Annotated in this window: 27 protein-coding genes; 19 read left to right on the forward strand and 8 right to left on the reverse strand. The window is 66.8% G+C overall.

What is annotated here, in order from left to right; genetic code table 11:
- The first annotated feature begins 65 nt into the window (after positions 1-65).
- On the forward strand, positions 66-1,217 hold the full coding sequence (locus OG804_RS18075) for a Fic family protein (RefSeq protein ID WP_328388001.1): 1,152 nt from the start codon (positions 66-68) through the stop codon (positions 1,215-1,217).
- 85 nt (positions 1,218-1,302) lie between these two features.
- Here the strand turns inward: OG804_RS18075 and sigJ are convergent, their stop codons facing one another.
- Positions 1,303-2,193, reverse strand: coding sequence for an RNA polymerase sigma factor SigJ (gene sigJ / locus OG804_RS18080; protein WP_328388003.1), 891 nt, complete (start codon positions 2,191-2,193; stop codon positions 1,303-1,305).
- Between the two features lie 135 nt (positions 2,194-2,328).
- Here sigJ and OG804_RS18085 point away from each other — a divergent pair, with 135 nt between their 5' ends.
- The 7 genes from OG804_RS18085 to OG804_RS18115 all read left to right on the forward strand — a co-directional run bounded on the left by OG804_RS18085 (position 2,329) and on the right by OG804_RS18115 (position 6,497).
- Positions 2,329-2,916: an NADPH-dependent FMN reductase gene (locus OG804_RS18085; protein WP_328388005.1), complete on the forward strand. Its 588-nt coding sequence runs from the start codon at positions 2,329-2,331 to the stop codon at positions 2,914-2,916.
- Positions 2,917-2,926: 10 nt separating this feature from the next.
- Positions 2,927-3,418 (forward strand): nuclear transport factor 2 family protein, encoded by a 492-nt coding sequence (locus OG804_RS18090; RefSeq protein ID WP_328388007.1) that lies wholly within the window; start codon positions 2,927-2,929, stop codon positions 3,416-3,418.
- A 295-nt stretch (positions 3,419-3,713) separates the two neighbouring features.
- Positions 3,714-4,283: a hemerythrin domain-containing protein gene (locus OG804_RS18095; protein ID WP_328388009.1), complete on the forward strand. Its 570-nt coding sequence runs from the start codon at positions 3,714-3,716 to the stop codon at positions 4,281-4,283.
- A gap of 106 nt (positions 4,284-4,389) precedes the next feature.
- A complete protein-coding gene (locus tag OG804_RS18100) occupies positions 4,390-4,707 on the forward strand; it encodes a hypothetical protein (protein WP_328388011.1) in 318 nt (105 codons plus the stop codon).
- Positions 4,708-5,155: 448 nt separating this feature from the next.
- The gene (locus OG804_RS18105; RefSeq protein ID WP_328388013.1) at positions 5,156-5,347 is read left to right on the forward strand and encodes a hypothetical protein; all 192 of its coding nucleotides are present in this window, start codon (positions 5,156-5,158) and stop codon (positions 5,345-5,347) included.
- A gap of 207 nt (positions 5,348-5,554) precedes the next feature.
- A complete protein-coding gene (locus OG804_RS18110; RefSeq protein WP_328388015.1) occupies positions 5,555-5,887 on the forward strand; it encodes a hypothetical protein in 333 nt (110 codons plus the stop codon).
- Positions 5,880-6,497, forward strand: a complete 618-nt coding sequence (locus tag OG804_RS18115; RefSeq protein WP_328388017.1) for a hypothetical protein — start codon at positions 5,880-5,882, stop codon at positions 6,495-6,497. The genes OG804_RS18110 and OG804_RS18115 overlap by 8 nt, the downstream gene beginning before the upstream one ends.
- A 96-nt stretch (positions 6,498-6,593) precedes the next feature.
- On the opposite strand, the gene OG804_RS18120 is transcribed toward OG804_RS18115, so the two are convergent.
- Entirely contained in the window at positions 6,594-7,238 is a 645-nt protein-coding gene (locus tag OG804_RS18120) for a dihydrofolate reductase family protein (protein ID WP_328388019.1), read from the reverse strand.
- Positions 7,239-7,292: 54 nt separating this feature from the next.
- On the opposite strand from OG804_RS18120, the gene OG804_RS18125 reads away from it, so the two are divergent.
- Entirely contained in the window at positions 7,293-7,877 is a 585-nt protein-coding gene (locus OG804_RS18125; protein WP_328388021.1) for a winged helix-turn-helix transcriptional regulator, read from the forward strand.
- Positions 7,878-7,929: 52 nt separating this feature from the next.
- On the opposite strand, the gene OG804_RS18130 is transcribed toward OG804_RS18125, so the two are convergent.
- The gene (locus tag OG804_RS18130) at positions 7,930-8,424 is read right to left on the reverse strand and encodes an HIT family protein (protein ID WP_328388023.1); all 495 of its coding nucleotides are present in this window, start codon (positions 8,422-8,424) and stop codon (positions 7,930-7,932) included.
- A gap of 303 nt (positions 8,425-8,727) precedes the next feature.
- Between OG804_RS18130 and OG804_RS18135 the strand changes: the two genes are divergently transcribed.
- The 5 genes from OG804_RS18135 (at position 8,728) to OG804_RS18155 (ending at position 14,572) form a co-directional block, all read left to right on the forward strand.
- On the forward strand, positions 8,728-9,543 hold the full coding sequence (locus tag OG804_RS18135) for an alpha/beta fold hydrolase (protein ID WP_328388024.1): 816 nt from the start codon (positions 8,728-8,730) through the stop codon (positions 9,541-9,543).
- Positions 9,544-9,546: 3 nt separating this feature from the next.
- Positions 9,547-11,070, forward strand: coding sequence for an MFS transporter (locus OG804_RS18140; RefSeq protein WP_328388026.1), 1,524 nt, complete (start codon positions 9,547-9,549; stop codon positions 11,068-11,070).
- A 47-nt stretch (positions 11,071-11,117) separates the two neighbouring features.
- Positions 11,118-11,906 carry a CPBP family intramembrane glutamic endopeptidase gene (locus OG804_RS18145; RefSeq protein ID WP_328388028.1) on the forward strand — a complete coding sequence of 263 codons (789 nt, stop codon included), beginning with the start codon at positions 11,118-11,120 and terminating at the stop codon, positions 11,904-11,906.
- Between the two features lie 729 nt (positions 11,907-12,635).
- Positions 12,636-13,553, forward strand: coding sequence for a hypothetical protein (locus OG804_RS18150; RefSeq protein WP_328388030.1), 918 nt, complete (start codon positions 12,636-12,638; stop codon positions 13,551-13,553).
- Positions 13,554-13,708: 155 nt separating this feature from the next.
- Positions 13,709-14,572 carry an alpha/beta fold hydrolase gene (locus tag OG804_RS18155; protein ID WP_328388032.1) on the forward strand — a complete coding sequence of 288 codons (864 nt, stop codon included), beginning with the start codon at positions 13,709-13,711 and terminating at the stop codon, positions 14,570-14,572.
- A gap of 240 nt (positions 14,573-14,812) precedes the next feature.
- On the opposite strand, the gene OG804_RS18160 is transcribed toward OG804_RS18155, so the two are convergent.
- The 3 genes from OG804_RS18160 to OG804_RS18170 form a co-directional block, all read right to left on the reverse strand.
- Positions 14,813-15,226, reverse strand: coding sequence for a PIN domain-containing protein (locus tag OG804_RS18160; protein WP_328388034.1), 414 nt, complete (start codon positions 15,224-15,226; stop codon positions 14,813-14,815).
- The gene (locus tag OG804_RS18165; RefSeq protein WP_328388036.1) at positions 15,223-15,441 is read right to left on the reverse strand and encodes a type II toxin-antitoxin system VapB family antitoxin; all 219 of its coding nucleotides are present in this window, start codon (positions 15,439-15,441) and stop codon (positions 15,223-15,225) included. Before OG804_RS18165 ends, OG804_RS18160 begins: the two co-directional genes overlap by 4 nt.
- A 259-nt stretch (positions 15,442-15,700) precedes the next feature.
- Positions 15,701-16,108, reverse strand: a complete 408-nt coding sequence (locus tag OG804_RS18170) for a MerR family transcriptional regulator (protein WP_328388038.1) — start codon at positions 16,106-16,108, stop codon at positions 15,701-15,703.
- Positions 16,109-16,120: 12 nt separating this feature from the next.
- Between OG804_RS18170 and OG804_RS18175 the strand changes: the two genes are divergently transcribed.
- On the forward strand, positions 16,121-17,005 hold the full coding sequence (locus OG804_RS18175) for an SDR family oxidoreductase (RefSeq protein WP_328388040.1): 885 nt from the start codon (positions 16,121-16,123) through the stop codon (positions 17,003-17,005).
- A gap of 171 nt (positions 17,006-17,176) precedes the next feature.
- On the opposite strand, the gene ychF is transcribed toward OG804_RS18175, so the two are convergent.
- Entirely contained in the window at positions 17,177-18,256 is a 1,080-nt protein-coding gene (ychF, locus tag OG804_RS18180) for a redox-regulated ATPase YchF (protein WP_328388041.1), read from the reverse strand.
- Positions 18,257-18,382: 126 nt separating this feature from the next.
- On the opposite strand from ychF, the gene OG804_RS18185 reads away from it, so the two are divergent.
- The 4 genes from OG804_RS18185 to OG804_RS18200 all read left to right on the forward strand — a co-directional run bounded on the left by OG804_RS18185 (position 18,383) and on the right by OG804_RS18200 (position 21,320).
- A complete protein-coding gene (locus tag OG804_RS18185; protein ID WP_328388042.1) occupies positions 18,383-19,225 on the forward strand; it encodes an AraC family transcriptional regulator in 843 nt (280 codons plus the stop codon).
- A gap of 4 nt (positions 19,226-19,229) precedes the next feature.
- On the forward strand, positions 19,230-19,658 hold the full coding sequence (locus tag OG804_RS18190) for a VOC family protein (RefSeq protein ID WP_328388044.1): 429 nt from the start codon (positions 19,230-19,232) through the stop codon (positions 19,656-19,658).
- 64 nt (positions 19,659-19,722) lie between these two features.
- A complete protein-coding gene (locus tag OG804_RS18195) occupies positions 19,723-20,811 on the forward strand; it encodes a DNA polymerase III subunit beta family protein (protein ID WP_328388046.1) in 1,089 nt (362 codons plus the stop codon).
- Entirely contained in the window at positions 20,808-21,320 is a 513-nt protein-coding gene (locus tag OG804_RS18200; protein ID WP_328388048.1) for a hypothetical protein, read from the forward strand. Before OG804_RS18195 ends, OG804_RS18200 begins: the two co-directional genes overlap by 4 nt.
- 71 nt (positions 21,321-21,391) lie before the next feature.
- Here the strand turns inward: OG804_RS18200 and OG804_RS18205 are convergent, their stop codons facing one another.
- The gene (locus OG804_RS18205; RefSeq protein ID WP_328388050.1) at positions 21,392-21,913 is read right to left on the reverse strand and encodes a pyridoxamine 5'-phosphate oxidase family protein; all 522 of its coding nucleotides are present in this window, start codon (positions 21,911-21,913) and stop codon (positions 21,392-21,394) included.
- Positions 21,914-22,002: the final 89 nt, after the last annotated feature.

Consider the following 22,002-nt stretch of genomic DNA (forward strand, 5'->3'; position numbering starts at 1 on the left):
AGTGAGCACGCTGCTCAGTTCGGCTGCGCCGAGCGGCGGGAGAAGACGTGCAGTACAGCACCATCATGACCGATCTGTTCCGACACACAGTCGTTCCCGACGTCGCCAGGCTGGGCGAAGAGGCTGCGGAGATCACGGCGAATGCGCTCCGCGCGGCCGGTGGCAAGCTGGCGAAAGGTTCGGTACCGCGCGCGGTGGATACCGACAGAGAGGCAGCGAGTCGAGTTGCCGGCGGACACGCGGACAACGAGGCCGCAGCAGCAGGCTCCGCGCTCGATCCATCGAGGCGCGAACACGATGAGCCCGGGCAGGACGACGAAATCGCCGCGCTGATCGCCCGGCAGTCGGCCGAACTGGGTCTGCGCACCCCGGCCGAGCGTGCCCTGGAATCGAGCCTGTTCATCGACGAGCCGCTCCACCAGATGGCCCTTATTCGGGATCAACCAGACCTGGAACTGCTGTTCGGCGACGGCGAGTGGGCAGGCTATCTGGATGCCCGCGCATTCACCCGGCAATACGGTGATCGAGATCTGACGATGGACTTCATGACCGAACTCCATCAGCGGGTGTCCCGTTTCAGCGCGGACGGGTTCGGGGGCGTGTTCGTGAACGGTCAACGGTGGGGTCCGCTGAACCACAGGCTCACGGAGGGGGAGATAGCCGTCGTCGAGGCGAATCCGTACCTGGAACATCTGCCGCCGGGCACCGGCGGCTTCCTGATCGACGACGGGATCGAGTACCGCGTTTCCACACCGGATGCGGCGCGGCCGGAACTACAGTCCCTGTGCGAGTGGTACAACAACGCCCGGAACCAGCCCGGAGCCGACCCGTACGCGCTGGCCGCCGAACTCCAGCAGCGGGCCGTCTCCATTCACCCGTGGCAGGACTACAACGGCCGGTTTTCCCGGCTGTTGATGAACTGGTCGCTCGAGCGTGACGGGCTACCGCCGAGCGCGATCGCGGACTTCGACAAGGACGTCTTCTCCACCACGCGGGAATGGACCGATACGGTTCGGGCGGGCAGTGACACGTTCCGAGAACGCGCGGACCGCCTCGAGCAACTCGGTGACACGGCTGACCCGGTCGACGTATTCGACCTGAGCAGCGACTACGAGCGCTACCGGGACCTCGGCCGTTCGACGGCACCGTTCGACCTCGGGGACCAGCAGGACATCTACGGCTGCCGCAAGGCGCTGGAACAGCTGCGAAATCCGTAGCACCGCTGGAGCGCGGTCCGCCGTGCCGAACCCGCGCGGGCGGCTCGGCGCGGCCACGGATTCGGCGGTGCGTGAGCACCGCGGTTCAGACCACTTTCCAGGGCCGTAGCTTCTCCGGATTGCGGATCGCCCAGATGCGCGTGATCCGGCCGTCGGCGATATCGAAGGCGTAAACCGATACGACGGCGCCGGCCAACTCCGCCACCAGGCCGGGTTGACCGTTCACCGTGCGCTCGCGCAGTGTCACCTCCGAGCCGCGGGCGGCGATCTCGACCCAAGCGTGGGCGATCTGCTCACCGCCGGTTATCGGGTGGCGGAAAGCCGGAGCCAGGCCGCCGCTGTCCGCGGTCGCGATCGCCCGCGGATCGAGCAAACCGATCAAAGCCTCGATATCACCGGTCTCCCACGCTTGTTTGAAATCCCCGACCACTTCGGCGCGCTGGGCGCTCGACGGCCCGTGCGACGTACGGATGCGGCGGCGGGCACTGGAGGCGAGTTGGCGGCAGGCCGCGGGGGTGCGCCCGACGATATCGGCGACCTCGGCGAAGGAGTAGCGGAAGACGTCGTGCAGGACGAACGCCACTCGCTCGGCGGGCGTCATGGAGTCCAGCACGACGAGGAAGGCCATACCGATCGACTCGTCGAGGGTGACCCGGTCGGCAGGATCGGCGGGAACGGGACCACCGAGCCATTCGGAACGGTCGGGAACCGGCTCCGGAATCCATTCACCCACGTACCGTTCCCGCCTGGCGCGCGCCGAGCCGAGCAGATCGAGGCAGATGCGACCGGCGACCGTCCGCAACCAGGCGCCGGGCGCCGTCACCTCCTGCCGCTGTCCGTCGGACAGCGCATACCAGCGCACATAGGTCTCCTGGACCACATCCTCGGCCTCGGCCAGCGAGCCGAGCAGCCGGTAGGCGAGATCGATCAGCTGACGGCGTTCGCTGACCACCGAGCTCAGTCGCGGATCGTCCATCGTCTTCGGCTCCCTCGGTCGGCGTCCCTACCGAAATAGACGAAACAGCGGCCCCGAATGTGAGGCGGCCTGACATTCCGGCCGGCTGCGTCGTCGGAAGGTCGTAACCATTTCAGCAGAGCAGGAGTCCCGGACATGACCAGAATCGGCATCATTCTCGGCAGTACCCGGCCCAACCGCAACGGACCACAGGTCGCCCAGTGGGTTCTGGACTCGGCCGCGCAGCGCGGCGACGCCGAGTTCGAGCTGATCGACCTGCGCGACCATCCCCTACCGCATCTGGACGAACCGGTGGCGCCGATGTTCGGCCCCTCCGTACACGAGCACACCCGCGCCTGGGCCGACCGGATCGCCCCGTTCGACGGGTTCGTGATGGTGACCCCCGAATACAACCACTCGGCTCCCGGCGTGCTGAAGAACGCCATCGATCACCTGTTCGCGCAGTGGACCGACAAAGCGGTCGGTTTCGTCTCCTACGGCGCGGACGGCGGCGTCCGCGCGGTGGAGCAGCTGCGGCTGGTCTGCGGCGTCCTGGGAATGGCCGATGTGAGCCGCCAGGTCACGATCTCGGTGCTCACCGATTTCGAGAACTACACCACCTTCCGGCCGGGCGACCGCCACACGACAGCTCTGAACGCGCTGTTGGACCAGGTGATCGCCTGGAGTACCGCGCTCGCGCCGTTACGGCGGGCCGAAACCGAAACCACTCTCGTCAATTCCTGAGGAGCACACCATGCCGACACCACCCGACCTGCAGACGCTCGCCGACCGTATCGAGATCGAATCGCTCGGCGCCCGATTCACCGACGCGGTCATGATGCACGATTTCGACCGTCTGCTCTCGCTGTTCACCGAGGACGCGGTGCTACGCATCCCCGACGCCGATATCGAACTCGTCGGCAGGGCCGGACTCCGGGCCGGAATGCCGCGAATGCAGGATGCCTGGGAGTTCTTCGTACAGAACACCCATCCCGGCGTGATCGAACTCGACGGCGACACCGCCTCGGGCCGCGCTCACATTCTCGAATTCGGCCGATTGAAAAGCGGCAGTTCACATTCGAACTACGCGATCTATCACGACCGCTACCGGCGAACCGGCGACGGCTGGAAGTTCACCGAACGGGTCTACGAGGTCCGATACCTCGACAGTTCACCGCTGCCCGGCTCGCCGCCGGGAGAGAACGGGCTGGGCGCCGAGGTATCCGCCGCGCAGCTGAACGGGTGATCGCGTGCTGCCCGCGGGCCGCGGCATCCCGCGTATTCCGTGGGCAGCTCCGTGTCGTCGGCGCCCTCGGCCCGTCACAGCGGCGGCCCCAGGTCGGGTCAGCCGGTAGGCGAGAACCGGCTGTCACGCGCGGACCATGCCGCGGAGGTGGCACGGCGGCGGCCAGGGGGCGTTCGCCGGTGCGTTGGCGGCGGCACGGTCCGGCGGTGCGTTATCGTCGGCTCCCGCGGCTGCCCAGAGGGCGGTCTGCCCTGGCGTTCAGTACTGACCCGAAGTGCGGTGACAGGGAGGAATCATGGACATCACCCAGCTGATTCTCGACGACCACCACGAACAGCGGCGGCTGTTCGCGATCCTGGAGCAGATCGATCGCAGGGAGACCGCCGTGCTCTCCGTGATCTGGGACAGGCTGGCGGCCTTCCTCGAACTGCACGCGCAGGCGGAGGAGGAGATCTTCTACCCCGCGCTGCTGCAGGCGGGTATCGCGGCCCGGCGGGCGGGCGGGGTCGAGGAGGAGACACTCGACGCCATCCACGACCACAACGAGATCAGGGACGCGATCGCCGAAGTGGCGCGTCACCGGGCCGGCACCGACGACTGGTACACGGCCGTCGCGGCGGCGAACTCGGCCAACAGTGATCACATGGCCGAGGAAGAACGTGAGGGCCTCACCGACTTCCGCCGTCTGGCCGAGCTGCCGCGCCGCCATCGGCTGGCGGTCGCCTTCGCCGCGTACGAGGCGCGGAACTACGCCGGCGTCGAGCCGGTCGACAAGGATCCGGCCGGCTATGTCCGCACGGCCGAGCAGAAGCTGCGGGCCGCCGCCAGCGGATCGCTGAGTGTCGGCACCCTGAAGCGGACCTGATCCCGCAGCGCGGCCGCGGCGGCCGAGGACCTGATCGACGAGTTCGAGTAACAAGCGCGGCACGCGTGCGATGTGATCCAGACAACATCGATTCAGGAGGTTCCAGATGCTTTCTGTGAAGCGACTTGCTGCCGGCGCCGCCGTTGCCGCCGCGGCCGCGGCCACTGTGTTCGCCGGTGGTGGCGTGGCCCAGGCCGACGTACCGGTGTGGCAGGCCAACTGTCACGTTTACAACGTCTTCAACACCGGCGGCATGGCCAATTGCGAGCTGCCGACCTGGCACCAGGTGAAGCTCACCTGCGTGGCGTGGCCCGTTCCGTTCACCTACTGGAAGTACGGCCCGGTGCAGTACGGACAGAACCAGTCCTGGGCCAGTTGCGACTCGTTCAACGCAATGGTGGGGATCGAGGTCATCCAGGCGTAGGTCGGGCCCGGTCCGACCTACAGGAAGCGCCGCCGCCGCTCGCTCTCGGCAAAGTCCGGGCGCCTTCCCAGGTCGTGGCCCAGACCAGCCGGCATGGCAGCGCCGCCAGCCGCGAACCCGCCTCGAGGCGCAGCCGCGAGAAGTGCGAGTCCGACACGATATTGCGCGAGTCGCGCTCGGGATCGTCACCGAAAGGAAGCAGCGGCCCGTCGACATCGAGGAACAGCAGTGTTGCGGGTGATCGGTCATGCCGCGGTGCCCTGTTCGCGCTCGACGCCGACGCCGGTTCGAATCGCCCCGGCCTGCACGAAGGCGACCAGCCGTGGTGCGTTGACCGCTCACCGGCGGGTTCGAGCGACCTCGATCGGCTTGTACGCAAGGGATAGTATCTGCGCACACCAGCTCGGCCGCACCGATGAATTGTCGGCGGATCCGTCGGATCGCCCGATTGAACGCCCGCAGCCGCGACATCCCCGGGCCGGATGCCGAGCCGGGCCCCGATTTCACCGAAGAGTGGTTCGCCGAGTTGGTCGAGCGCGCGATCAACGGCGTCGAACTGCCCGACTACGCGGGGGTGCCGGACTCCGGAGCCGGCCGGACCGCCGATCACCCCGTCGGCCGAACAACAAGTGTCACATAACGTGTCGAGCGGGACGACGTCTCGGTCGGCCGCCGCCGGACCGGTCCGCTCCTGCCGCTGCGCGATCACCGGATCGGTCGGCATCCGAACAGACCCGAACCTGCATTGAAGATCGAAGTGCGCCAACAGTTCTCACCAGAATCAGAACCGAGAACAATCGGAGGCGAACTACCCGGTAACGGTTCGGAAATGGGGGATCATAGTGGTATGGCAACGTTCAACCAGAACAACCAGACGGTGCACGGCAACCAATACATGGGCGACACCGTAAATGTCACTCACGGAGATCGAAGCCCCATCGACGCCCGGACGGTGGCCAGAGAGTTCGACCGGGCACTGGCCGCAGTGCGGGAGTTGGAGGTTCCTGCAGCCGTCCGCGAGCAGGTGGCCGGCGAGCTGACCACGGCGCGTGGGGAGTTGGAGGCCGGAGAGACCAGCGCCGCACGAAGCCGCCTGGCCGGGCTCCTGGGCATGGGAGGCGCGATCGCGACGATCGTGAACGACTGCGCCGGCGCCGTGGGGGTTTTTCTCGGTGGGTAACCGTGACGACGAACGCTCCGGACGCGACCGGGGGCAAGGGGCGAATTTCGACCAACAAGGCCAGCAGGTCAATGGCCCGCAGTACAACGCGGACCGAATCTATTTCCGGGAATCCGTCTCACCGGATGCGATCGCCGAAGGTCTGCGCCGGTACCACGAGCCTCCTCCGAAAAACGGAATCGATTTCGCCGAGCTCCAGCGACAGCGAGAAGAGGCCGATCTCCGGGATTACGGTTACCGCTACTACACGCGGGACAGGCGGCAGTGGTTGCAGAGTCTTCCGCCCCGCGAGAGGTGGAACGAGCGACGGCGCGAGGGCGACCGGGTCGAGCAGCGTAGGGCGATCAGTCACCACCGGCGAATCTTGCGTGCCGGAAACCTCCCGCCCGCGACGAGCCCTGCGGACCCCCGATACGTACAGGCCAAAAAAGACATCGACCGCAAGGAGGGCAAGCGCGAGCTGTACCTCCTTGCCGCAAGCATCGCCTTTTTGCTCGCACTGGCACTGATCGCCATCTTGGACGATGCCGTCTGGATGGCTGTCATCTTGGGGATCGCGTTGGTCGTCGGCCTGGTGAAAGGCCGCCGTCAGAGCAAGCGCTGGGCGTAGTCCCTTGCGATGAGCCGCCGCAACGCGAGGTCGAGGAAGGCTCGGTTCGATCGCTCGAGCACGAGGACCAAAGCCACCGACCCGGCCGCCGCGCGCTCACTCGCCGCGGTTCCTGTTCCACAGCTGATGCGTCAGACCGCTGGATGTGCTGATGGACTCGACACTGAATCGCTCTTCCAGGCCGGCGAGGTGATCCCAGATCCGAACACCGGCACCGAGCACGATCGGAATGATCGACACGTGCAGAAAATCGATGAGATCGGCCTGGAGGAACTCGCTCACGGTGGACGGGCCGCCGCCGATCCGAACATCCAACCCGCCGGCCGCATCTTGCGCCAAGCGAAGCGCCTCCTGCGGCGAGGCATCCACGAAGTGGAAACTGGTGCCGTTGTCGAACTCGAGTGTTTCGTGTGGGTAGTGGGTCAGAACGAACACCGGGGTGCGAAAGGGCGGCGCGTCTCCCCACCAGCCCTGCCAGCCGTCGTCCGGCCATTCGCCCGCCTGCGGGCCGAATTTGCGACGACCCATGATCTCCGCCCCGATACCCTGGCCCCACATGCTGAACAGGGCGCGGTCCACGGTCACCGGTTCGTCGATTCCGTGAATGCCGTCGATGACGCGCCCGTCGAACTTGCTGAAAAGCGCCTGCGCTCCGCCGATCGGCGCGTCGAGCGTCACGTGATCGCCGGCGGCATACCCGTCCGAGGAGACGAAGAGGTTGTGGACTCGCGTCCGGGGCATAATGACTCCGATACAGGTAGTTGCAAAATAAAATCACTCACACCGTAGCGTAGAGTGATCCCTGTCTGCAATCACTTTGGAGGACAGGTGGCGCGAGAACAGCCCCGATCAGGATGCGCGATCAATGCGGCGGTCGAGGTGCTGGGCGACGCCTGGAGCCTCATCGTGCTCCGCGATATCGTTTTCGGCGGTCGCCGCCACTTCCGCGAGCTCCTGACACGCAACGACGAAGGCATCGCGTCGAACATCCTCGCAAACCGCCTCCGAAACCTGGTCGAGGAGGGCCTGCTTTCCCGTGACGATGCGAGGCGTGGCCAGCGGGCGGCATATTCGCTCACCGAGGCAGGGATTCAGACGGTTCCGGTGATGGTGGCCCTCGGTTCCTGGGGCATGCATCATCGACCCACGGCACCCGCGCTGACCGTACGCGCTCGCATCATGGCCGAGTCCCCGGAGCTCGTCGACGACCTCATAGACGAACTCCGCGAGATTCACCTCGGCATTCCGCGACCCGCCCCCGAACGCCCCCTCGCGTCCCAACGACTGCAGCGCGCGTTCGAGGCCGCCACCGAGCTGGCGGAGGCATCGTCCAGTGGCAGCGACGCGCCCGAACCGGCAACCTCGAACGCCGACGGCTGAACGTTCGGGCGGCCCGACGCCTTCGTAAGAAGGCCCCGAGGCCGAAAGGCGACTACACGTTGAAGCGGAACTCGACCGAGTTCTGCAACCGAGCAACCTCCACAGCCAGGGCAGAACGCAGTTCGTCATGATGTGGACCCAGCAAGGTGCCGGGATCGCCCCAGCGCTCGGCCGGGTACGCCCACACCGGCATACCCACGAGATCTCCGGGCTCCCACTCGTACCGCGGCCAGACATGGGCATGCAGAAAATGGTCTGTGTTACCCAATATCTCGACATTGATACGCCGATACTGCGGATCTCGCGCCGAGCACACCGCTTCGACCGCAGTAGCGACGAGATCGACATCAGCGAGAAATCGGACACGTTCACCCCGAGGGAGATCCGTGAGCCGATCCACACCGTGTGTCTTGGTCAGCGCGAGTGCGTAGCCGGGCAGGAACTGCACATCGCCGATTACCGCGAATGCCGCACCGAGCTCGGCGATAACAGTCGGATTCCGGCCGTCGACCGCAGAGAGAACCCGATCGTTCCTCCAGTCACCCACAGCGACAAGCAAACCACGACAGGCCCGGCGTGAGCACCGCTACGCCGGCGGGTGTGACTTCGGCGGTTACGCCGACTTCGTCGTGATGAGCCCCGATCGAACCACGCCCTGGAGGGCTTGTCCGGTCGGTTCACAACACTGTCCATTTCGCCGCGCATATCCCTGCGACCAGTCGAAACACCGTGTCAGTGGCCATGTCAGGGCGGTATCAGGGCCGTAACAGCCGACCCGGCGAAAGTAAGCGGACAACAGCGCAGACGGGGAGTCACCAGCCTTCCCCGGCGCAGCACCGAAAGGAACACAATGTCCGGCAACTTCACTTCGCACTCGGCCGACTCGACCTGGACCGGCATGGTGCCCGTCGACGACACCGCGCTGGCCGTGAGCGACACCGGCGGCTCCGGCCGCCCGATCGTCTACCTGAACGGCTCCTATGCAAGCGGGCGGCACTGGCAGCGGGTAATCGCCGACCTCGGTCCCGGCTACCGGCACATCACCTTCGACGAACGCGCCCGCGGCAAGTCGAAGCGATCCGCGGACTATTCCTTCGAGGCATGCCTGCGCGATATCGACGCGGTCGTCACGGCGCGGGGAGTGCACCAGCCGCTGCTGGTGGGCTGGTCCTACGGCGCGCTGCTGGGGGTGCACTGGGCCGATCGCCACCCGGACCGGGCACTGGGTGTGGTCGGGGTGGACGGCCCGTACCCGTCCGGCTGGACCGACGAGGCCGGCCGGGAACGGCTCCGCAAGACGTTCCGCCGCATGCGGTTGCTGCTGCCGCTGGTCGCCCCGATGGGCTTGGCCGCGCGGATGAGCGCCGACCAGCATGCCGAGATCCAGATCGAGTCCCATGCGCTGCACGCCGCCCTCGGTCCCATCCTCGACAGCATGAGCCGCCCGGTCCGTTATGTGGCCGCCTCGGCCGACACCGTCTACGACAAGGGCGGTGAGCTGGAGCAGATGCGTCGCACCCTCGACCCGTACCTGGAGCGGAACCCGAACCTGAAGGTCAGCGCGAGAGTCACCAGTGACCACGGCAAGATCCTGCGTAAGGATTCCCCCGCGGTCGCCGACGCGGTCCGTGAGATCGTCGCCCTCCTCGAGCACGAGGGGAGCTGAGCGATGACGAACCCCTCCGGCACGCAACGGCATCCCCGGCGCCGGCTGATCCTGGCGGTGCTGTGCCTGTGCACGATGGTGCTGGTGATCGACAACGGGGTGCTGGCGGTGGCGATCCCGTCGCTCACCACCGATCTCGGCGCGACCGCCCAGGACATTCAGTGGATCACCGCGTCCTACATCCTGGTCTTCGCGGGACTGCTGCTGACGGCCGGCAGCCTGTCGGACCGATACGGCCGCCGCCGCATCATGATCATCGGCTTGGTGGTCTTCGGAACGGCCTCGGGCCTGTCCACTTTCGCGGCGACTCCGTTGCTGCTCATCGTGGGCCGAATTCTGATGGGCATCGGCGGTGCGCTGGTGATGCCCAGCACACTGTCGATCCTGATCACCGTCTTCGACGACGACGAGGAGCGACGCCGGGCCACCGCGGCCTGGAGCTCGGCGCTCATGCTCGGCCTGATCGGCGGCCCGATCCTGGGCGGCGCGCTGATCGCCCAGTTCTGGTGGGGCTCGGTATTTCTGATCAATATCCCGGTAACCGTTATCGCGATCATCGCCGCCGCCCGCCGGATGCCCGAATCCCGCGCGCCCTGGCGGCGGTCCGACCCGCTCGGCGTAGTCCTGTCCACAATCGGCATGGCCGCCCTGGTCTGGGCGATCATCGAACTGCCGCGGTACGGCGCGACCGATCCCGCTGTCCTGTCCGCCCTCGCTGTGGGCCTGGGTGCGCTGGCCGGTTTCGTCGCCTGGGAACTGCGCACGCCGTTCCCGATGGTACCGATGAGCCTGTTCCGCGATCGCAACTTCGCTGGAGGCAGCCTGGCCCTGCTGCTGGTGCGAATCGGTTCGGCGGGGCTGTTGTTGGCGATCCCGCAGTACCTGCAGTTCGTGCTGGACTACTCGCCGACCACGGCCGGCCTGGCCATCGCCCCGATGGCGGTCGCCGCCATCGGCGGCAACAGCATCGGCGGCGCACTCGGCGCCGAGCTGGGCAACAGGCCTCTGACTGTCCTCGGAATCGCTGTCGTCGCGGCGGGATTCGGATTCCTGGCCACGATCTCACCCGGCGACGGCTACCTCACCCTGGCGACCGCACTGGTCGCCCTGGGCCTCGGGGCGGGACTGGCGCAGCCCGCCGCCGTCGCCGCTCTGATGGGCGCGGTCCCCCGCGATCACGCCGGGGTCGGCTCGGCACTCAACGACACCGTCCAACAGGCCGGCGCCGCACTCGGAATCGCCGTCCTGGGCAGCGTGCTGGCCGGAGCGTTCGCAGGTGCCATGCCCGCGACGGTGTCCGAGCAAGCCCGCGGTTCCGTCGCGGACGCCCTCGCCGTGGCCGCCCGCACCGCCGACGAAGGGCTGGCGGAGTCCGCACGCACCGCGTTCACCCACGCCATGTCCCTCACCTCCTTCGCCGGACTCGGCGTCTCGCTGGCGGGAGCCGCGCTGGCCCTGCTGCTCATCCGTGACCGCACCGCCGACCCGGTCGCGAGCCCCAGCGCCGATATGGAGTTCATCGCATGAACACCGTCTCACCCGGCCACTCGCGAACCAGTACAAGGAGTCTGGTCATGCCCACCTTCGCAGGCACGCGACCGAACCGAACAGCCGAACGGCTGCTGAACGATCGCCACCCCCTGTCCCTGTCGGTCCTGTTGCACCTTGTCCCCGGCGCGCTGATCGTCGCTGTCTATCTGCTCATCGGCAAACCACTCGCCGATGGCGTCGGATATCCGGCCTTCCTGGGCTGGGCAATCGCCCTCTGCCTGATCCTGATACCGGTCCTGTCGGGACTGCTGTGGCTCGGGCACACCCGCAACGGCCGCGTCTCACTGCGCGGCGTACTGCATTACACCGATGGACCGCTCCCGCGCGGGAAACTCGTGGCCATGATCATCCCACTGATCGTGTGGATGACACTGCTGAGCTTCGCGCTGGCACCGGCGAACACCTATTTCAAAACCTTCTTCACCTGGCTCCCGTACGCGGGCACCAGCGACAGCGGCAACAACTCGTACCTCGACGGATATCCGCATTCGATCATGCTCACCACCATGCTGATCTGCCTGCCGCTCACCGGAATCGCCCTCCCGCTCATCGAGGAGCTGTACTTCCGCGGCTTCCTGCTGCCCCGCATCGCCCACCTCGGCCGCTGGGCGCCGGTGGTCAACACGGTCCTGTTCTCGCTGTACCACTTCTGGTCGCCCTGGGCGTTCCTGTCGAGGGTGGTCTTCCTCTTCCCGGGGTACTGGTCCGCGTGGCGGCACAAGGACATCCGGCTGTCGATCGGAATGCACGTCGGTGTGACCTCGATCCTGGCGATATTCGGCACCCTCGGCCTCGCACTGAGCATCATCTGATCGGTGGTCCCACGAGGACAGCCGCTCGGGCTCACTGCCCGATCGCCTGCGGGAGTACTACATCCACGACGCCAGGCCGAGGCGATACCTGACGCAGGGACATGGGAGGGGCTTCCCTCTGAGGGCGCCCGGCCGAGCCGCTCACCGCCGCGTTCCTCTGGCATACAACCTCGGCCTGAACCTGCGGGGTCTGCCCGCCGTCGAATGTCACACGATATGGCGGAGTGGCGCTCACCGCCGGTACCCACAGCGCGGCCGACGAGCACAAGACTCGCGGCGCGGGACAACGGCTCATCAGTATCGAAGTAATGCGGGCGAACAATCGATAGCGCGCACCGTTGCACTATGCACAGAGAAAAATCGCGCGTTATGCACAGAGCACAATTATCACCTGCCGTCGAGCGAATAAGTCCGCCCAGGAACGGGAAGAATCGACAATAGGAAGATTAGAGAGGCGGCGCCCAATCCATGACGTCAACCGATAATCTTTCTTCTCCTTCCCTCGACTTCCGCGATCGCCCGGGATCGGTCGAACCCGGCCACCCCGACACCACCCCAACCCCCTCCCTCGACTTCCGCGACCGCCCCGGATCGGTCGAACCCGGCCACCCCGACACCACCCCAACCCCCTCCCTCGACTTCCGCGACCGCCCCGGATCGGTCGAACCCGGCCACCCCGACACCGTGAACAGTCGGCACGGGACGCATTTCTGGCTGGTCGAGTTGCCGGTGCCACCCAAGGCATCGGCGGGCTTGGTGGTGCTCATCGATATGGCTGAGACGTATATCCAGGTCTTGGTCGACCAATGGGGCAGCGGATCGACATCGAACCCCCCGGACGTCCACGATCTCGTGAACGAGGTCGTCTACGACGACCTGCAAGAAGGAACGATGGCCGCCGCGTATGGAAATGCGACAGCAGCACTCGAAGACCGACGGTTCGAATTGCTGGAGCTGGACCGGACAATCACCGAAACCGCGCATTATGTTGCCGATAATCAGGGCACTAACTTCAACAAAATCAAGAAGATTGTCGACACGCTCCAGGACGAACTCCGCGGTGTGGGTTCGAGGAAGTTGTCCGTTGCGACGGAAACCGCTCTCGTCGGTCATATCGTCGAGGCGATAGAAGCAATACTGGAACTGATGTCAACCACCACCGAGGACAATCAGCGGACCGCGACGAGCACCTCGGGCACAACCCGGGCTGCCGCCGCCACCGGCGGCGGTTCGGATATCGGTTCGATCATTTCGATGCTCGCGGTCCCATCGATGGCGGCACTGCCCATGGCAACCCAGCTGGTAGAGAAGCTCGGCAACGACAGCCAGGGCGGCGGAGCGGATGCGACGGATACAGCGACCGCTGGCCCGGCTTCGCCCACAACGGTTCCCGACCTGGTGAACCTCCTCGGGACAGCGTCCGCACCACTGCCACCCACAGCGCCCGCACCTGCTGCGCCGATCGCGCAGACGATCGGCACCACCGACTCGGCGGCGCCGCGTCCGGGTGGGCCGTCGATACCCGACATCAATTCGCCGTCCGCACCGAAAAAGCGACGCGACGCCCAACCCGCTGTCTCGAGCACCGACGAGCAGGAAGCCCCCCTGGACGAACAAGACGATCAGGCAGTCCCCGCGACGGAATGATGCGCGGCAGCCATGCCTCTTCCGCCGCGTTCGAGCTCTTCCGGCGCATTCAAGGGCGATTGCGGGTGTGTGGAAATAATCCCGGCTACAGAGATGACTTTCGGGTGAATCTCCCGTCGATACCTCTGAACAGACCGACAGACAGGAGTCCAGGCATGACAAGACCGCTTCGATCGCGCGTGACCTCGGTGCGGGCGAACGGTGTCGACCTGGGCATCGAGAGCTTCGGCCGCGAGGACGATCCGCTGGTTCTGCTGGTCGGCGGCACAACGATGTTGTCCTGGTCCGATGGGCTGTGCGAGCGGCTCGCGTCGGGCGGGCGCTGCGTGGTCCGCTACGACCTGCGCGACTCCGGCGCGTCAACGACCCGCAACCCGGAGAATCCGGCCTACAACCTGCGGGATCTCGCCGCCGACGCGGCCGCGCTCGTCGAGGTACTCGGTGCCGGGACCGCCCATCTCGGTGGAGTCGGCGTCGGCGGAATGGTCGCTCAGGTGGCCGCGCTGGACCACCCGGACGCGTTCTCCGCACTGACTCTCGTCGGCACTCGCCCGGTGGCTCCAGGCCCGGTCGACGAAGACCTGCCCGACCACAACCCCGCGGTCATGGCCGCGCTGTTCTCCCGCACGCTGCCGGACTGGACCGACCGGGACGCTGTCGCGGCCTTCGCCGCCTCGGGGGCCGCGGCCATGGGCAATAGTCCGGAGGAGGTACGGGCGACTGCGGCCCGGATCTGGGACCGGACACGGTCGAACGATCCCGCGGTGCACCAGGCGAACCAGCTCGGGATGGTGTTCTCCCGGATCGACTGCGCCCCACGCTGGCGAGGCCGCCTCGGTGAGCTCGACGTGCCCACGCTCGTGGTGCACGGCCGCGCCGACCCGTTCTTTCCGCTCGGCAACGGCGAGACCCTCGCCGCCGAAATCCCTGGGGCGCGACTGCTCGTCCTCGACGACATGGGTACCGCTCTACGACACACCGCGGCCGCGCAGGTCGCTGCCGCCATGCTCGCCCTGTAACCGCCGGTTGGAGAGCATCATGAGCCGGCGGAACGCACCCTGGATGCCGCACACCGCGACGACCGAATCACCCAGCATGCGGTGCCAGAGAAACGACTGAGCCCCCACACTGACACCAGGTAGAGGCTCAGCAGAGTCTCGACCAGCAGCGATACAAGCGCGGCACTACTTCTTCGCAGGCGCTGAGCCAGCCACTACACGTTGAAGCGGAACTCGACCACGTTCCGCCGCCAACCAACGTCACAGCGAAGGCGCGATGTATTCACACTGCAGGTCGGACACCTTCGCGATGTGCTCGAAGTCGTGGTCCGCGGCAAGCACGGTCGCATCGTTCACGATGGCATAGCCGGCGATAAGGATGTCGTGCGAGCCGGCCGCCCGGACAAGCCTCTCGTTCCACAGCGCTGCCTGGATATCGAGCACCAGCGATTCATCGGGTGCATGCTCGAGCGGGAATCCGAGCGAGATCTGCTCTCGGTAGTTCGCATGTTCTTCGGGTGTCCGGGCGCTATGGCAGAACTCGAGCACCTGCGGCGGGCAGGTGACGAAAAGGTCGGCCGGTGCTCGCTCGATGCGCCGCAGCCGCGCAGTGATCCCCGGATCTCCAGTGGCCAGCCTTGCCCACACCGAGTTGTCGACCAGGTAGTCGGTCACGCGGACTGCGACTCGTCCGGAGAGACCACCGGCGCGCCGAGTTCGTTCTCGAGGTCGGTCAGTCCCGCGATGCCGCGGATCATCGCGCCTTTCTGCTTCGAGGCGATGAGCCGACGCAACGCAAGGTCGAGCACAGCTCGGTTCGATCGCTCGCCCGTGAGCTCCCTGGCACGCTCGATGAGCTGCGGATCCAGGTCGACGCTGGTGACTGCCATAACAACCCCTCCTCTAAGTTATATAACTTATTATATACCAGACTGAGGATACCGACTACGACCAAAGGAATCGATACAGCGAGCAGCGCGGTCGCCACCGCGCCGCAGGAACCGAGCCGGAGCAGAACGAGCCATCCGAGCACCACGTCCGCCGTCGACCGACCACATCAGGAACGCGTACCGCCAGATGTTGCGGGACGTGACGTTCATGACGGTGGCGCGGGCGCCGTCGGGGCTGTCGATCCCAGCGGGAATGCGCTCAAGCGCCGCGGACGAAGGTCGCGCAGTCCGGACATTCATCGAGGTATCTGTGCCGACACTCGACGGTGTGTTGCAGGAAGGTGATTGCCCGCTGTCTGTGGACGACTTCATTTTCGAGTGCTGCGATCTTCGCCTTCACGACGGCCTGTGCTGCCGACTTCGTCGGTGACATCGCGGCAGCGACCTCGGGCAATGAGAGCCCGACGCGTCGCAGTTTCAGCACGGTATGTGCCTGTTCCAGCGCACTGTCGTCATAGATGCGGTAGCCGTTGCCATCGCGACGCACGGTGAGGGCGCCAACGTCTTCCCAGTGCCGCAGCACGTGAGCCTCAACGCCGAGCTCTGCCGCTACTTCCCCGATCTTCATCACCACACGCATCTTGCCTTCATGTCGACCTGAACCCATAGCGTCACGATCATGCCTGATACCACCAACCCCACGAGCTCCCCGTACCGTCCATCGATCCTGGTCACCGGCGCGACTGGCAACCTCGGCCGAGAGATCGTCGACCGCCTCCCAGCCCACGGCGCGCGCATACGATGCCTTGTGCGCGATCAGGGTGGCCCGCGACCAGGAGTCGAGTGGGTGGTCGGCGACCTCACAGACCACCCAGGTGCCGTGCGCGAGGCGCTCGTGGGCATCGACGCAGTCTTTCTGATCTGGCCGCTGCTCGATTCGGCCGCTGCCCACGACCTGATCGGAGAACTCACCACGGCGGCGCCGCGTGTCGTCTACCTGTCCTCTACCGCGATAGACGACGAAGCCGCTCGTCAGAGTGATCCCATCGTTCAAGTGCACGCGGACATGGAAGCCCTGCTTCATGAGGCCGGTTTGCGACCCGTGGTGCTGCGAAGCGACACGCTGGCTTCCAACACCCGTGGTTGGGTGAAACAGGTGCGGGCGGGCGATGTCGTCTCGGGCCCAGAGGCGGTACGCACAGCCGTCGTCGACGAGCGCGATGTCGCTGATGCGGCCGTAGCCGTATTGCTCGCACCTCACGATCAACTGGACCACGGCCCCCATGTGTTGACCGGTCCCGAGGTGCTCAGCCGCGCCGACCAGGTTGCTCACCTCAGTGCAGCACTCCGGCGCGATCTGCGATTCCAGGTGCTTCCGGCCGGTCTCGCCCGATCACGGATGCTCGCAGACGGTCGCCCCGAGCCACTGGTGGAGGCCCTGATTGCTGCCTCGGTGTGGCGACAGGAGTCCCATCGCGTCACCGATCATGTCGAGCGCCTCGCCGGCCACCCGGCCGGTACCTTCGCGAGGTGGGCAGTCGACCATGCGGCCGAGTTCAACTGACGAGAACCGCGGACCCCACCCGACCAAGACTCACCTGCTCGATGACCTGCATGGGGTCTGGGGCCGTCTACGCACTCGGCGATTGACGGCTTCCCCCGACTCGCGTACACAGAACGCTGCCGTCGCCTCGCGCCTTCGGGCAGGTGTCACCAACGTGCAGCCCTCAGACAGCTAGACGTTGAACCTGAACTCGACCACGTCGCCGTCGGCCATGACGTAGTCCTTGCCCTCCATCCGGACCTTGCCCGCCGCTTTCGCCGCGGCCATGGAGCCCGCCTCGACCAGATCGTCGAAGGCGACCACTTCGGCCTTGATGAAGCCGCGCTCGAAATCGGTGTGGATGACCCCCGCCGCCTTCGGGGCGGTATCGCCCTGGTGAATCGTCCACGCCCGAGCCTCTTTCGGACCCGCGGTGAGGTAGGTCTGCAGGCCGAGGGTGTGGAAGCCGGCGCGGGCGAGGGCGTGCAAGCCGGGTTCGGTCTGGCCGATGGATTCCAGGAGTTCGGCGGCGGATTCGTCGTCGAGTTCGAGGAGTTCGGATTCGACCTTGGCGTCCAGGAACACCGCGTCCGCCGGGGCGACGGAGGCTTTCAGCTCGGCGACCTTCGCTTCGTCGGTGAGCACGGACTCGTCGGCGTTGAACACGTACAGAAACGGCTTGGTGGTCAGCAGAGAAAGCTCTTTGAGCAGCTCTGCGTCGATCTCCCCCGCAGCCGCGAACAGTGTCCGCCCGGCGTTGAGGATCTCCTGCGCCTGCTTGGCCGCGTCCGCATACGGCTTGCGGTCCTTCTTGATCTTGGCTTCCTTCTCCAAGCGGACGACCGACTTCTCGAGGGTCTGCAGGTCGGCGAGGATCAGTTCGGTTTCGATGACCTCGATATCGGAGGCCGGGTTCACCTGGCCGTCCACGTGCACCACATCGTCGTCGGCGAAGACGCGGACGACCTGGCAGATGGCGTCGGCTTCGCGAATGTTGGCGAGGAATTTGTTGCCGAGCCCGGCGCCCTCGGAGGCGCCCTTCACGATCCCGGCGATATCCACGAAGGAGACCGTGGCGGGGACGATGCGCGCGGAGCCGAAGATCTTCGACAGCTCGTCCAGGCGTGGGTCGGGCAACGGGACCACCCCGACGTTGGGCTCGATGGTCGCGAAGGGGTAGTTCGCGGCGAGCACGTCGTTGCGGGTCAGCGCGTTGAACAGCGTCGATTTTCCGACGTTGGGCAGGCCGACGATTCCGAGGGTGAGACTCACGAGGACAGGAGTCTACGCGGGTGATCGGGCGGGTCGGCGGTCGGCCGGGGCCCCAGCCGCGGTGGGCGTCGCCGGCGAATCCGCGCACCCCGGACGTCCGGTCCCGAACGGCGTAGCGTGACGTGCATGGAGCCGACCTCCCAGGTGGTGACGGCCCACCCGGCCCCCGCACTGGCCGCTTTCATCGACCGGTACATCGGCTACCGCATGACCGGATTCGAGGCGGGCCTGCATCGCGGGCTGCCGTCTCGACATATGACGTTCATCGTGGCCATCGGGCCTTCCATCGACGTGGTCGCCCAGACCGACGCCCGCCAATCCCCGGAGAACTACCGCTGTGTGCTGGGCGGGCTGCAGGACAGTCCGGCGATGATCGCGCACGACGGCACCCAGGAAGGCGTCGCAGTGAAGCTCACCCCGATGGGTTGCCGGGCACTGTTCGGTCTGCCCGCGGCGGAGCTGTGGAGTACCTCGATCGAATTCGCCGACCTGGTCGGGTCGCCGGGGCGGCAACTGTGGGAGGAGCTGCAGGGACATTCGGAGTGGCCGCGGCGATTCGCCGCCTGCGACCGGGTGCTCACCCGGCTGATGGTCCCGGATCGGGCGGTGGGGCCCGAGCTGACCTGGGCATGGCGTGCGATGGCGGGGTCGCACGGAATGCTGGGGGTGGAACCGCTCGCCGAACGGATCGGTTGGAGTCGGCAGTACCTCACGAAGCGGTTCACCGGCGAATTCGGGTTGAGTCCCAAGGTGGCGGGGCGGATCGCCCGCTTCGAGCGGGTCGAGCAGATGCTGCTGCACACGCCGTCGTTCGTCTCGATCGCGCAGGTCGCCGCCACCTGCGGATACTACGATCAACCCCACCTCAACCGGGAGTTCGCGCGGCTGGCCGGCTGCAGCCCCAGCCAGTGGCTGGCCGAGGAGATTCCATCCGTCCAAGACTCGGAGCTCGTCGAAGAGCCAGGCTGAGACCATGACCGCAACAGAGAAAACCACCACGACAACCACACCCGCGCCGAGCGTCTGGCCCTGCCTGGCGTTCCGGGACGCCCGGGGCACCGCCGACTTCCTGGTCCGGGCGTTCGGATTCGAACTGACCGCCATGTACGCCCGGGAAGGCGATCCGGCGGTGATCGAGCACGCCGAACTGCGCTGGCCCGACGGCGGCGGCATCATGTTCGGCACCGCCGGCAAAGGCGGCGGACTGCCGGAACGCCGCACGCCGGGAACCGAATCGATCTATGTCGTCTGCTCCGACCCGGACGCACTGTACGAGCGGGCCACCGCTGCCGGCGCGGAGACCATCGCGGGGCTGAAGGACGAGGACTACGGGTCACGCGGCTTCACTGTCGCCGACCCGGAAGGCAACTTCTGGAGTTTCGGCACGTACCGGGGTCAGTGACGCCCCGAGCGCACCGCAGGCGCGGGCTTGACCTTCAGGTTCCTCGAAGCCCGATGATGGGCGGGTGCCCGAATCCGACCTGATCACCATCGGTGCGTTCGCCCGCTCGTGCGGTATCACGGCCAGCGCGCTGCGTTTCTACGACGACTCCGGTCTGCTGGCGCCGGCCGGGGTCGACGAGATCACCGGCTACCGCTACTACGCCCCAGCCCAGGTGGATCGAGCCGTGACGATTCGCCGATTGCGGGATATCGATATGCCGCTGGACGGTATCGCCGGGGTGCTGGCTGCCGACGCGCACGACGCGGCCGCACTCATCGACACCTACGTGGCGGGGCTGGTCGAACGCACCCGGCAGGCGCGGCGGACCGCCGAGGTGGTGAAAGCCGCCCTGGGCGAACCCTCCGGATGGTGGGTGGCGACGGTACGGGGGCCGGTGCTCGCGGCGGCGGTCGAGCAGATACTCGCCGCCACCGGAACCGATCCCGACCTGCCGGTGCTGGCCGGCGTACGCGTCGAGGCGACATCCGACTCGCTGACGTTCACGGCCACCGACCGGTACCGTCTGTCGACCCGCACGGTGGTCCCCGAACAGGCCGGATCGTCCGAATGGGCCGCCACGGTCGACGGCGCCGAACTGAGCGCGGCGCTGCCGGAGATCCGCGGCGCCCATCTGGTCGATATCGAAGCCGGCGAGCGCAGCGTCCGGTTCCGTTCGGCCGACGGAGTCGTACGCCCCTGCCGGACGCTCGCCGAACCGTTCCCCGATCATCGGGGGCTGCTGGCCGCGCTGCCGGTGGCGCCCACCCACGCCGTGGTCTCGAAGCACGAGTTGATGGGCGCACTGGAACAGCAGCGGGCGCGCTACCTGCGGCTGACGGTATCGCCGGACTCGGTGGCCCTGGCGGGCACCGACGAGGAGTCGGCCACCGTCCTTTCCGCGCTGGTCACCGGCCCGTCTGTCGATATCTTCTTCGGTTTCACCATCCTGCACCCGGCCGTCGCCACCGCCATCGGACCCGATGTGCGACTCGATATCGGCGGCCCCACCGACCCGATGGTCGTCCGGTCCGCGGACAACGGCGACCTGACCACCCTGGCCATGCCGGTCGCACCCTCAGTTATCGACGCAGAGAACGGTTCCCACACATGACCTCCACCGACCAGTTGTCCCCCGACTCCACCATGAACGCGATCACCGAGGCCGTCGCACTCGGCCGAGACGGCGATGCCGCCACCGCCCGCATCCGTCTCCTGGAGATCTGGCGCGGACTCGGCACTGCGGGCGATCCGCTGCACCGCTGCACCCTCGCCCACTACCTGGCCGACCTCTACGAGGACCCCGCCCAGGCGCTGGCCTGGGACATCCGGGCGCTCGACGCGGCCGACGCCCTCACCGACGATCGCGTCCAGCGGCATCACGCGGGCCTACAGGTCGCGGGGTTCTATCCGTCGCTGCACCTGAACCTGGCCGATAACTATCGACGGCTCGGGTCGTGGGTGGCCGCCGGCGAACAGCTCACCGCCGCCCGGGAACGTCTCGACGCTCTCCCCGACGACGCCTACGGCGCGATGATCCGTACGGCGCTCACCGAGGTCGCCGAAGCGGTCGACCGGCGGTCCACCGAGCGGCGCGCGAGCGCACCCGGCCCAGCTGCCTGACGCCGGGTGGGTTCCGGGTGCCCGACCCGCGACCACAGCTCCCGATGAACACCGAACCACCCGGGCGGTGGTCATCCCGTGGTGAGTTTCGCGGAGTCGGGGGCGTAGACGGTCATCCAGTGCGGCCGCAGCCGATAGAAGACCACATCGTTGTCCCAGTCGAAGGCGTCGTCACCGTAGAGGTCCTTGAAGTACGCGAGCAGTTCCGGCCACTCCGCGTCCGGTGCGCCGCCGTCCGGATTCACGACCTCCACGGTGCCGTGGGTGAACACACCCAGATCCTCACCGCGCAGATGCGCGACACTCGCGCTCGGACGAGCGGCGAGGTGGCGGGCCTTGGCCGCGGTGCGCGCGGTGCCGAAATACCACCGGCCGTGCAGGAAATGGCCGTCGACGGCGCTGATTCTCGGCTCGCTGGCGGCGGTCACCGTGGACAGCGCAAGGATGCACATACCGGAAAGAACCGTGGCGAGCTGCTCCGCGGTCAAGCTGCGGTCGGTGGAGATGATCGAGCGTAGGTGACTCGTGGAACGTGCGAGGGACGCGTCGAGCAGGGCCTGCAGTTCGGTGAGCTCTTCTGGTGTTTCGCGCATCGCCCCACCGTATGCGCGCCCGGCTGCGTTCCGGTTGACCGAAATTGCTCGATTCCGGGTTGCGCGCAGAGCCACCGGGATCCGCTCAG

The sequence above is a fragment of the Nocardia sp. NBC_00416 genome (assembly GCF_036032445.1).
In the GTDB taxonomy this organism is placed as follows: domain Bacteria; phylum Actinomycetota; class Actinomycetes; order Mycobacteriales; family Mycobacteriaceae; genus Nocardia.